The 12,892-nt window shown below is 54.4% G+C and carries 6 protein-coding genes; 2 read left to right on the forward strand and 4 right to left on the reverse strand.

What is annotated here, in order from left to right; translation table 11 throughout:
• Positions 1-52: 52 nt before the first annotated feature.
• The 4 genes from GHC22_RS02385 to gltB form a co-directional block, all read right to left on the reverse strand.
• The gene (locus GHC22_RS02385; RefSeq protein ID WP_032945132.1) at positions 53-1,333 is read right to left on the reverse strand and encodes a cytosine deaminase; all 1,281 of its coding nucleotides are present in this window, start codon (positions 1,331-1,333) and stop codon (positions 53-55) included.
• Complete coding sequence (gene codB, locus GHC22_RS02390) at positions 1,323-2,573, reverse strand: cytosine permease (protein WP_032945130.1); 1,251 nt, start codon at positions 2,571-2,573, stop codon at positions 1,323-1,325. Before codB ends, GHC22_RS02385 begins: the two co-directional genes overlap by 11 nt.
• Before the next feature lie 247 nt (positions 2,574-2,820).
• The gene (locus GHC22_RS02395) at positions 2,821-4,239 is read right to left on the reverse strand and encodes a glutamate synthase small subunit (protein ID WP_032945128.1); all 1,419 of its coding nucleotides are present in this window, start codon (positions 4,237-4,239) and stop codon (positions 2,821-2,823) included.
• A 12-nt stretch (positions 4,240-4,251) separates the two neighbouring features.
• On the reverse strand, positions 4,252-8,712 hold the full coding sequence (gltB, locus tag GHC22_RS02400; RefSeq protein ID WP_125362924.1) for a glutamate synthase large subunit: 4,461 nt from the start codon (positions 8,710-8,712) through the stop codon (positions 4,252-4,254).
• Positions 8,713-9,396: 684 nt separating this feature from the next.
• Between gltB and GHC22_RS02405 the strand changes: the two genes are divergently transcribed.
• Both GHC22_RS02405 and arcB read left to right on the forward strand, forming a co-directional pair.
• Positions 9,397-10,326: a TIGR01212 family radical SAM protein gene (locus GHC22_RS02405; protein WP_103014945.1), complete on the forward strand. Its 930-nt coding sequence runs from the start codon at positions 9,397-9,399 to the stop codon at positions 10,324-10,326.
• Between the two features lie 201 nt (positions 10,327-10,527).
• Positions 10,528-12,864 carry an aerobic respiration two-component sensor histidine kinase ArcB gene (gene arcB / locus GHC22_RS02410; protein WP_003828775.1) on the forward strand — a complete coding sequence of 779 codons (2,337 nt, stop codon included), beginning with the start codon at positions 10,528-10,530 and terminating at the stop codon, positions 12,862-12,864.
• The last annotated feature ends 28 nt before the right edge of the window (positions 12,865-12,892 follow it).

A 12,892-nucleotide genomic window follows, 5' to 3' on the forward strand; every position in this document is an offset into this window, starting at 1 on the left:
GAGACTGTGTCGGATGGCAGGGCTAACGCCATCCGACATGGAATGTAACGACTTAGCGCTTAAACGTCACCGTTTCTGGCTGCGTCAGATGCAGTGTGGTTTGGCTTGGGACCGTCTCGGCAATGACTCGACCATGACGAATGGAATAACGGGCAGGCGTCTGGCGACGAACCGCGTCAAACCCATTTTCTGCAGGCAAAATCACCAGATTCGCAGAATTCCCCACGTTCAGACCGTAGTCCTGCAGATGCAGGGTTTTCGCGCTGTGGGTGGTGACCAGGTTCAACCCATCGTTAATTTGTCCGTATCCCATCAGCTGGCACACGTGTAATCCCATATGCAGCACCTGCAGCATATTCGCAGTGCCCAGCGGATACCACGGATCGAAGACGTCATCATGACCGAAGCAGACGTTGATCTCCGCTTCCAGCATCTCTTTGACGCGCGTAACACCACGACGCTTAGGATAAGTGTCAAAGCGCCCTTGCAGGTGAATATTCACCAGTGGATTTGCGACAAAGTTAATGCCGGACATTTTCAACAGGCGGAAAAGACGGGAAGCATACGCGCCGTTGTAGGAATGCATCGCCGTGGTATGGCTGGCGGTCACGCGCTCGCCCATATTGTAGCGATGCGCCAGCGCTGCAACGGTTTCAACAAAGCGGGATTGCTCATCATCGATTTCGTCACAGTGCACGTCGATAAGTTTGTCGTATTTTTGCGCCAGAGCGAAAATCTTATGCAGCGACTCTACGCCATATTCACGCGTGAATTCAAAGTGCGGGATCGCGCCAATGACGTCGGCGCCCAGACGCACGGCTTCCTCCAGGAGCGCTTCACCGTTGGGATAAGAAAGAATGCCTTCTTGCGGGAACGCGACAATCTGTAGCTCTACCCACGGAGCGACTTCTTGCTTCACCTCCAGCATGGCTTTTAGCGCCGTCAACGTTGGGTCGGAAACGTCAACGTGGGTACGGACATACTGGATGCCGTTGGCCATCTGCCACTTCAGGGTCTGCATGGCGCGCGCTTTGACGTCTTCGTGAGTGAGCATTGCCTTACGTTCAGCCCAGCGTTCAATGCCCTCAAACAGCGTACCAGACTGATTCCAGCTCGGCTCGCCCGCGGTTTGTGTAGTGTCCAGATGGATATGTGGCTCAACGAACGGTGGGATAGCCAGACCGCCTTCAGCATCAAGCACTTCACCCTGTGGTAACGTCGCTGCGTCTTGAGGCTCAATACGGCTAAAGCGCCCGTTTTCAATCGTGATTTGCCATAACCCTTCACGTCCCTGTAAACGCGCCTGATGAATGGTGATGTTATTATTCTGCATGGCTGACCTCCGGGGATTTAGCAAGGCTGCGATTGAAAAGTGGATTCAGCAGGATATAGCTGAATACGCCGCCAAGTACGGCATTGACGGGCACGATGCCGGGAATATAGTGACCTGCGGCAATGCCCAGTGCAACGGACAGGATCGCTATCCAGTTTACGGAAATAAATTGCGCTTTGCTGAAGTCGGCATAGCGGCGATGGTTCAGCAGATAGTCGGCGATGATCACCCCGCCAATCGGGGGAATCGCTGCCGACAGAAATGTCAGCCAGCCGACAAAGTTATTGTAAAGCCACAGTGCGCACAGTGTGCCAATAATACCGTTAGCCACTGACAGCGTACGGCTGGAAAGGCCGGTAATATTGGCAAATCCCAGGCCCGATGCGTACAGCGCATTATCGTTGGTGGTCCAGATATTCAGGCCGAGAACGATGATCGCGGGCAGCAGCAGTCCCTGGGCAATCATCACGTCAGAGATATCCGCCTGTCCAACCGCAGCCGCGCCCGCAGCGCCGAAGATGAACATCAAGGAGTTGCCAAGGAAAAACGCCACCATGGCGATCAGCACCGCGCCTTTGGCGTTGCGGCCAAAACGGACGAAGTCAGCGGTTAACGTCCCTGCGCTGACAAACGAGCCGACTACCAGCGCCAGTGCGGTGGAGAAATCCAGCGGCGTTTGTGGCACTATCGCTTTTAAATGCTCCAAACCACCGACATCGCTCACTGCCAGCCAGACGGAGTAGCTGCCAAGTACGACGATGGCAGGCACGGCGATGATAGATAAAACGGTCAGCGCTGAGATGCCAAAAAAGATGGTCAGGGTCATCAACAGACCGGAAACCGCAATCAGGATATTGACGTCAATTCCCGTCGCTTTGCCAACCGGGATAGCAAACATGGCCACACCAACGCCAAACCAGCCTACCTGTGTGCCGCCTAACAGCAGAGAGGGAAGCCATGAACCTTTCACACCAAATGAGTAACGCGCCAGAAGGTGGGTTGAGAGCCCTGTTTTTGCGCCGATAAAACCGAGAAATGCAGTGTAAATACCGAGGAGAAGATTACCGAAGAGAACTGCCAGGAAGAAATCATTATAAGAAAGACCGGTACCGAGTGTGCCACCGGTCCACATACTGGCGGAAAAGAATGTGAGTCCCAACATGACAAATGTTAGTGGAACTACGCCTTTTCGCGCCGCCAGAGGGACGGGGCCCTGGCTATAATTGTTGTCTTGCGACACAACGCCTCCATGAATTTTGCCCAAAAAATCCGCCGCATAATATACAGTTCTCAACGTAAAGCAAACGTTTTCGTCTGATTTTTACATGGTTATTATTCATGATGTTGATCTGTTTGGGGTGTTAAGGTTATTTGCCCTGTTTACTAAACGTGTTGTCAGACTGGCTTAATCGGCAGGTTTGGCGGTATTGCGGCAGGAATTTGGCATCTCACCCACCCGGGCAGATGAGATGCCTTAAGAGGCTGTATTACACTTCCAGGTAGTTCAGGATACCGTCTGCCGCTTTACGACCTTCGGCAATCGCGGTGACTACCAGATCCGAACCGCGCACGATGTCGCCACCGGCGAAGATTTTCGGGTTGCTGGTCTGGAAGGCGTTGTCGCTGCGCTCTGGAGCAATAATGCGGCCCTGAGAATCCAGTTCGACGCTGTGTTTTGCCAGCCACTCCATACTGTGCGGACGGAAGCCAAACGCCAGTACCACCGCATCTGCCGGAACAACGTGTTCGGAACCGGCGACGATCTCCGCACGGCGACGGCCCTTCGCATCCGGTTCACCCATTTCGGTACGCGCCATTTTCACACCGCATACCTTACCGTTGGCGTTCACTTCCACGCCTAAAGGCTGGACGTTGAACTGGAATTCGACGCCTTCTTCACGCGCATTTTTCACTTCGCGTTTGGAACCCGGCATGTTCTCTTCGTCACGACGATAAGCGCAGATGACATGTGCTGCGTTCTGGCGAACCGAGGTCCGCACGCAGTCCATCGCGGTATCGCCACCGCCGAGAACGACGACGCGTTTGCCTTCCATGCTGATGTACGGCTCGTCGCTGCTTTCGCCAAAGCCCATCAACTGTTTGGTATTGGCGATCAGGAACGGCAGGGCATCAAATACACCGGAAGCGTCTTCGTTTTCCAGCCCACCGCGCATCGACTGATAGGTACCTACGCCAAGGAACACGGCGTCATAATCTTTCAGCAGATCGTCAAGCTGTACATCGCGGCCCACTTCCACGTTCAATTTGAACTCAATGCCCATATCGGTGAAGATTTCACGACGGCGGGTCATCACCTCTTTTTCCAGTTTGAAGGCTGGAATACCGAAGGTCAGCAGACCGCCGATTTCCGGGTGGCGGTCAAATACCACCGCCTTCACGCCGTTGCGGGTCAGCACATCAGCACAGGCCAGGCCTGCCGGACCGGCACCGATGATCGCCACGCGCTTGTCGGTTTGACGCACGCCGGTCATATCCGGGCGCCAGCCCATTTCGAATGCTTTATCGTTGATATAGCGCTCGATGTTACCGATAGTCACCGCGCCGAACTCATCGTTCAGCGTACAGGATCCTTCACACAGACGATCCTGCGGGCACACGCGGCCACAGACTTCCGGCAGAGTGTTGGTCTGGTGCGACAGTTCTGCCGCTTCAAAAATACGCCCCTCGTTCGCCAGTTTCAGCCAGTTCGGGATGTAGTTATGCACCGGACACTTCCACTCGCAGTACGGGTTACCGCAGGACAGGCAGCGGTCTGCCTGTGCTTTGGCCTGGCCTTCGGAAAACGGCTCGTAGATCTCGATAAACTCGATCTTACGGATCTTCAGCGGCTTCTTAGGCGGATCAACGCGCTGCAGGTCGATAAATTGGTATACGTTCTGACTCATTGCTGCTACCCCTTACTGCGCCTGCACACGCAGCTCTGCTGCGCTACGACTACGGTGACCCAACAGTGCTTTCACATCACTGGATTTTGGTTTTACCAGCGCGAATTTCGCCGAGAATGCTGGCCAGTTAGCCAGGATCTCTTCGCCATGTGAAGAGCCGGTATGCTGTACGTGCTCGGTAATCAAACCGCGCAGGTGTTCCTCGTGGATAGCCAGCGAGTCCACGTTCAGCACTTCTACCAGTTCCGGGTTCACGCGTTTGCGGAACTCACCGTCTTCGTCGAGCACGTAGGCGAATCCACCCGTCATACCCGCTCCGAAATTGACGCCCGTTTTTCCGAGAATACAGACGATGCCGCCGGTCATATATTCGCAGCCGTTGTCGCCAATACCTTCAACCACGGTGATTGCGCCGGAGTTACGTACTGCAAAGCGCTCACCTGCACGACCCGCGGCAAACAGGCGGCCACCGGTGGCGCCATACAGACAGGTGTTACCAATGATGCTCGCCTCATGGCTACGGAAGGCAGAGCCAACCGGAGGACGCACTGCCAGCAGACCGCCCGCCATACCTTTACCGACATAGTCGTTGGCATCACCGGTCAGATACAACTCCACGCCACCCGCGTTCCACACGCCGAAGCTCTGGCCTGCGGTACCGCTGAAGTGCGCTTTGATTGGGTCAGACGCCAGCCCCTGATCGCCATGCGTTTGCGCGATATAGCCCGACAGCGACGCGCCAACAGAACGGTCGGTGTTGCGGATATCGAACCAGAAGGTTTTGCTCTGGCGCTCGTCGACAAACGGTTTCGCTTGCTGTAACAACTGAGCGTTCAGCACGCCGTTATCAAACGGCGGGTTGTTCTCGGTGCAATGCAGCGCTTTACCCGGATGCGGTTCGGCGGTTTCCAGCAGACGAGACAGTTCCAGTTTCTGTTGCTTGGCGGTAAACCCTTCCAGCTCTTTGAGCAGGTCGGTACGACCAATCAGATCCACCAGACGCTTCACACCCAGTTGCGCCATCAGCTCACGGACTTCGCGGGCGATAAATTCAAAGTAGTTAGTCACTTTGAACGGCAGGCCGTGATAGTGATTCTTACGCAGTTTGTCATCCTGAGTCGCCACGCCGGTTGCGCAGTTGTTCAGGTGGCAAATACGCAGGTATTTACAGCCCAGCGCCACCATTGGACCGGTACCGAAGCCGAAGCTTTCCGCACCCAGAATCGCCGCTTTAATGATATCGACACCGGTTTTCAGACCGCCATCAACCTGCAGACGAATCTTGTGACGCAGACCGTTAGCGACCAGCGCCTGCTGGGTTTCCACCAAACCGAGTTCCCACGGGCAGCCCGCATATTTCACCGAGGAGAGCGGGCTTGCGCCGGTACCGCCATCGTAGCCAGCAATGGTGATCAGGTCCGCATAGGCTTTCGCCACGCCTGTGGCGATGGTGCCAACGCCTGGTTCGGAAACCAGCTTCACGGAGATCATCGCTTTCGGGTTGACCTGTTTGAGGTCGAAAATCAGCTGCGCTAAGTCTTCGATAGAGTAAATATCGTGGTGCGGCGGCGGGGAGATCAGCGTCACGCCCGGTACCGAATAGCGCAGTTTGGCGATGTACGGGGTGACTTTATCACCCGGTAACTGACCGCCTTCGCCAGGTTTCGCGCCCTGAGCGACTTTAATCTGGATGACATCGGCGTTGACCAGATACGCCGGGGTTACGCCAAAGCGACCGGAAGCAACCTGCTTAATGCGCGACACTTTATTGGTGCCATAGCGCGCCGGGTCTTCACCGCCTTCACCGGAGTTCGAGTTGCCGCCGATGCTGTTCATGGCTTCGGCCAGCGCTTCGTGTGCTTCGGGGCTTAATGCGCCGATGGACATAGCTGCGGTATCAAAGCGTTTAAACAGTTCGGTCGCGGGTTCTACTTCGCTAATGCTTACGGCTTCATCGCCAGGCGTAATCGCCAGCAGATCGCGCAGCGTGGCCGCCGGACGCTCATTGACCAGCTTGGCATATTCCTGATAGTCGCTGTACTCGCCGCTTTGTACCGCCTGTTGCAGCGTGCGCACCACGTCCGGGTTGTAGGCATGGTATTCGCCGCCGTGGACGTATTTGAGCAAACCGCCCTGGTTGATAGGTTTACGTGCCAGCCATGCATGTTTGGAGAGGTTCAGCAGATCCTGCTGGAAGTCGCTAAACCCTGCGCCGCTGATGCGGCTGACCACGCCCTGGAAGCACAGCGCCACGACATCATCGTGCAGACCAACGGCTTCAAACAGCTTCGAGCAGCGGTAAGAGGCAATGGTCGAGATGCCCATTTTGGACATGATTTTGTACAGACCTTTGTTGATGCCGTTACGGTAGTTCAGCATCACGGTCCGGTAATCTTTGGCAATCGCCTGAGTGTCGATCAGTCGTCCCAGCGTTTCATACGCGAGATACGGATAAATGGCCGTCGCGCCAAAGCCAAGCAGGACAGCAAAATGGTGCGGGTCGCGGGCACTGGCGGTTTCAACGATGATGTTGGCGTCGCAACGCAGACTTTGTTCTACCAGACGCGTTTGCACTGCGCCTACGGCCATCGGTGCAGGAACCGGCAGGCGGTTTTTCGCGATGTTACGGTCAGAGAGCACCAGCAGCACAGTACCGTTACGCACCATCTGTTCCGCCTTATCGCACAATGCTTTGACGGTCTCTTCGAGCGTGGTTTCGGTCACGTCGAAGGTGATATCCAGGCGGTCGGCGCGGTAATGCTCCTCTTTCATGGTGGTGAGCTGGGTAAAATCGGAGTACAGCAGGATCGGCGATTTAAAGCTCAGGCGGTGTGCCTGACCTTCGGCTTCGCAGAAGACGTTCATCTCACGACCGATGCTGGTGGCCAGCGACATAACGTGCGCTTCACGCAGCGGGTCGATCGGCGGGTTAGTCACCTGCGCGAACTGCTGGCGGAAGTAGTCATAAATGATGCGCGGCTGGCTTGAGAGCACCGCAAACGGGGTATCATCACCCATTGAGCCGACCGCTTCCTGACCGTTTTCACCGAGCACGCGGATCACGGAATCCAGCTCTTCGGCGCTGTAGTTAAACTGTTTCTGATAGCTGGCGAGCGTGTCATCGTCCAGTTCGCGGCTGCCGACCTGATCGTCTGCGAGGTCTTCGAACGGCACCAGACGGCGGACGTTCTTCTCCATCCACTCTTTGTACGGATGACGGCTTTTCAGATCGTCATCGGTTTCGGCGGAGTGCAGAATGCGCCCGCTGCGGGTATCGATAACCATCAGCTCGCCAGGGCCGACGCGACCTTTCTCGACGACTTCATCCGGCTGATAATCCCAGATCCCAACTTCAGAGGCGCAGGTAATCAGCTTGTCTTTGGTGATGACGTAGCGCGCCGGACGCAGGCCGTTACGGTCAAGGTTACAGGCGGCAAAGCGGCCGTCGGACATAACAATGCCCGCCGGGCCATCCCACGGCTCCATGTGCATGGAGTTAAAGTCAAAGAACGCGCGCAGCTCCGGGTCCATATCCGGGTTGTTCTGCCAGGCCGGCGGCACCAGTAAACGCATGGCGCGAATAATGTCCATCCCGCCAGCCAGCAGCAGTTCCAGCATGTTATCCATTGAGCTGGAGTCGGAGCCGGTTTCGTTAACGAACGGTGCGGCGTCGTGCAGGTCAGGGATCAGCGGTGTCTGGAATTTATAGGTACGTGCGCGTGCCCACTGGCGGTTGCCGGTGATGGTGTTGATTTCACCGTTATGCGCCAGGTAGCGGAACGGTTGCGCCAGCGGCCAGCGCGGTACGGTATTGGTGGAGAAGCGCTGGTGGAACAGGCAGATGGCCGATTCCAGACGCAGGTCCGCCAGGTCCAGGTAAAAGCGCGGCAGATCCGCCGGCATACACAGACCTTTATAGATATTGACCAGGTTCGACAAGCTACACACGTAGAAGTCTTTATCGTCCTGGAGGCGTTTTTCGATGCGACGGCGCGCGATGAACAGGCGGCGCTCCATATCACGCGGACGCCAGCCCGCAGGGGCGTTGACAAAAATTTGCTCGATACGAGGCAGGGAGGAGAGGGCGATTTCACCGAGAACACCTTCGTTGGTCGGCACGTCGCGCCAGCCGACAATCGACAGGGTCTCCTGCTGTAATTCTTCTTCGACAATGCGACGAGAAGCCGCAGCCAGTTCAGCGTCTTTATTTAAAAAGATCATGCCGACGGCATAGTTTTTAGCTAAACGCCAGCCGCGCTCTTGCGCCACGATGCGGAAAAAGCGGTCAGGTTTTTGTAACAGCAAACCGCAACCATCGCCGGTTTTACCATCGGCTAGAATTGCGCCACGGTGCTGCATGCGGGCCAGTGCGTGTATGGCGGTACGCACTACCTTGTGGCTAGGTTCGCCTTCTATGTGGGCGATCAGGCCGAAACCACAGTTATCCCTCTCAAGGGATTTATCGTACAACATATCAGTGAACCTCCCCAGGCTCTGCGGGATTCCCATCTGGACCGTTGCGCACGGGCACACCAAGAGCATGGCGACGGGGTTTGCGTGTCATACGCTTACCTCGCATTCGCCCTCTTTATCCTTTTCGCATAGGTCAAACAAGTTTGAGGACTTGCTTCAGAGGGAATCTCAATTACTGCATAAATATGATGAGCAGACTGCTCATCCAGAAAGCTTCCAGCGGATTTCCACGTTATCGGGAATCCACACACAGGTCAAATGGCAATCTTATTTATGCAAAAATGTGCTATAGGGCGATTAACTTTATGAATATGTTGAAATTTAAGGCTTTTTTACATTGATTTAACGCAAGGAGAATGGAGATCGAAGTGTGATCTGTCTCACTGTCAGAAAGGCTGTATATCCCCCGTCCTCCCTTTGTTTATCGCTATGCTTGGCATTTTATGCTGGTTTTTAGAGTTTTGGCGTCTTAAAGATACTGTTTTTATGCTGAGAGTATAAGAAGATAAAAAAAACAGTCGGATATAAGGAAAAGTAATTTCATTTTGAATGAATGAAATTTCGATTATTTTGATTTGTTATGCAATGAATAAAGGCACGCCAGGGCGATTGATCCAGGTCATCGCCGACTGGGGCAAAAAATGGCAGGCTTTGGCCTCTTTTCAAGGCGCGGTCTACCAGATTATGCAGTTACAGAAATTAGTCAATATGTTTGGTGGGGATCTTTCTCGCCGTTATGGGCAAAAGGTTCATAAACTCACGCTTCACGGCGGCTTTAGCTGTCCAAATCGTGATGGCACCATCGGACGTGGCGGGTGTACTTTCTGCAATGTCGCCTCGTTTGCCGATGAAGCACAGCAGCACCATTCTATTGCCGAGCAGCTTGAGCATCAGGCGCATCTGGTCAATCGCGCGAAACGCTATCTGGCCTATTTCCAGGCCTATACCAGCACCTTTGCTGAAGTGCAGGTGCTGCGTTCGATGTATCAGCAGGCTGTTAGCCAGGCCAGTATCGTCGGGTTATGCGTTGGGACGCGCCCCGACTGCGTGCCGGATGCGGTACTCGATCTGCTTTGCGAGTATAAAGACCTCGGCTATGAGGTATGGCTGGAACTCGGTTTGCAAACCGCGCATGACAAAACCCTGCATCGTATTAACCGCGGCCATGATTTTGCCTGCTACCAACGCACTACGCGACTGGCACGCGAGCGTGGGCTGAAAGTGTGCTCGCACCTGATTGTCGGTCTGCCGGGAGAAGGGCAGGCAGAATGCCTGCAAACCATGGAACGTGTAGTGGAGACGGGTGTTGACGGTATTAAGCTGCACCCGCTGCATATTGTGAAAGGCAGTACGATGGCGAAAGCCTGGGAAGCCGGGCGGCTGAACGGAATTGAACTGGACGACTATACGGTTACCGCCGGGGAGATGATCCGTCATACGCCGCCAGAGGTGATTTATCATCGAATTTCCGCCAGCGCGCGTCGCCCAACGCTGTTGGCACCGCTATGGTGTGAAAACCGCTGGACCGGGATGGTCGAACTGGATAAGTACCTTAACAAGTACGGTGTGCAAGGCTCGGCGCTCGGTACGCCATGGGTACAGCCTGAGAACTAACTCTCCGTAGTCATGTAGGCCTGATAAGCGAAGCGCCATCAGGCGGCCCGGCGCACATTGCCTGATGGCGCGTTGCTTATCAGGCCTACGATGGCCTCTCCGCGGTCATTTCACCGATAACCTCCGCATTTCTTGCACAATCTTCAACGTCACGCTGAGAATTGAGTATTATTGTGCCAAGTTGTCGTGAAGGAACCCTCTATGAAGCAAATCCGTATGCTGGCGCAATATTACGTCGACCTGATGATGAAGTTAGGTCTGGTGCGCTTTTCGCTGCTGTTGGCGCTGGCTCTGGTCGTGTTGGCAATTGTGGTGCAGATGGCTGTCACCATGGTGCTGCATGGCCAGGTAGAAAGCATTGATGTCATCCGTTCTATCTTTTTTGGTCTGTTAATTACCCCCTGGGCCGTCTATTTCTTGTCTGTGGTGGTGGAGCAACTTGAGGAGTCCCGGCAACGCCTGTCACGACTGGTACAAAAGCTGGAAGAGATGCGCGAGCGCGATCTCAAGCTCAATGTGCAGCTGAAAGATAATATTGCCCAGCTCAATCAGGAAATTGTTGAGCGTGAAAAAGCCGAAGCAGAGCGCCAGGAAACATTCGAGCAACTGAAGGTTGAAATCAAAGAGCGCGAAGAGGCGCAGATCCAGCTTGAGCAACAGTCTTCCTTTTTACGCTCTTTCCTTGATGCCTCGCCGGATCTGGTTTTTTATCGCAATGAAGATAAGGAGTTTTCCGGCTGTAACCGTGCTATGGAGCTGCTGACTGGCAAAAGCGAAAAGCAGCTGGTGAACTTAAAACCGGCTGACGTTTACTCTCCTGAAGCGGCTGAAAAGGTGATTGAGACCGACGAGAAGGTGTTCCGTCATAATGTTTCGCTCACCTACGAACAGTGGCTGGACTACCCGGACGGGCGCAAAGCCTGCTTTGAAATTCGCAAAGTGCCTTACTATGACCGCGTAGGTAAACGACATGGTCTGATGGGCTTTGGGCGCGATATTACCGAGCGTAAGCGTTATCAGGATGCGCTTGAGCGCGCCAGCCGCGATAAGACCACCTTTATTTCTACCATCAGCCACGAGTTGCGCACCCCGCTTAACGGCATTGTCGGCTTAAGCCGGATCCTGCTGGATACGGATCTGACCGCGGAGCAGGAAAAATACCTGAAAACAATCCACGTCTCTGCTGTGACGCTGGGGAATATTTTCAACGATATTATCGACATGGATAAGATGGAACGACGTAAAGTCCAGCTCGATAACCAGCCAATCGATTTCACCAGCTTTATGGCGGATCTGGAAAACCTCTCTGGCCTACAGGCGCAGCAAAAAGGGCTGCGCTTTGTGCTTGAGCCGACGTTACCGCTGCCGCATAAGGTCATTACCGACGGAACGCGTCTGCGTCAGATCCTGTGGAATCTGATCAGCAACGCCGTGAAGTTTACCCAACAGGGGCAGGTGACCGTGCGGGCGCGCTATGACCAGGGGAATATGCTGCATTTCGAAGTTGAAGATTCTGGCATCGGCATTCCGCAGGATGAGCAGGATAAAATCTTCGCTATGTATTATCAGGTGAAGGACAGCAACGGCGGTAAACCGGCAACGGGGACAGGGATTGGTTTGGCCGTGTCGAAGCGTCTGGCGAAAAACATGGGCGGTGATATTACGGTTTCCAGCCAGGCAGGAAAAGGGTCCATCTTTACGCTAACCGTACATGCCCCTGCGGTAGCGGAAGAGATTGAAGATGCTTTTGAAGACGATGAACTGCCGCTGCCAGCCCTGAATGTGCTGCTGGTAGAAGACATTGAGCTGAACGTTATTGTTGCGCGCTCCGTGCTGGAAAAATTAGGCAACAGCGTGGATGTCGCGATGACCGGGAAAGCCGCGCTGGAAATGTTTACGCCGGGTGAATATGACCTGGTGTTGCTGGATATTCAGCTACCGGATATGACCGGTCTGGATATCTCGCGGGAGCTCACGCAAAAATATGCCCGTGAAGATCTGCCACCGCTGGTTGCACTCACCGCCAACGTACTGAAAGATAAAAAAGAGTATCTGGACGCAGGCATGGACGACGTGCTGAGTAAGCCGCTGTCGGTTCCGGCGCTAACCGCCATGATCAAAAAATACTGGGATACCCGAAACGAAGAGGAGAGCACTGTGACATCTGAAGAAAGCAGTAAATCGCAAGCGCTGTTAGATATTCCTATGTTGGAACAATACCTCGAGCTGGTGGGACCGAAGTTAATTACCGACGGGCTGGCGGTGTTTGAGAAGATGATGCCGGGATATTTGAGCGTGCTGGAGTCCAACCTGACGGCACGGGATAAAAAAGGTGTTGTTGAGGAAGGCCATAAAATTAAAGGCGCAGCAGGTTCAGTGGGGCTGCGTCACTTGCAACAGCTAGGTCAGCAAATCCAGTCGCCGGATCTTCCTGCCTGGGAAGATAACGTTGCTGAATGGATTGAAGAGATGAAGCAGGAGTGGCAGCACGACGTGGCAGTATTAAAAGCCTGGGTGGCGAGTGTGGAAAAAAAATGACCCCGGCTTGACCGGGGTGCGCGAATAC

The organism is Citrobacter sp. H12-3-2, from assembly GCF_009649895.1.
GTDB classification, from domain to species: Bacteria; Pseudomonadota; Gammaproteobacteria; order Enterobacterales; family Enterobacteriaceae; genus Citrobacter; species Citrobacter portucalensis.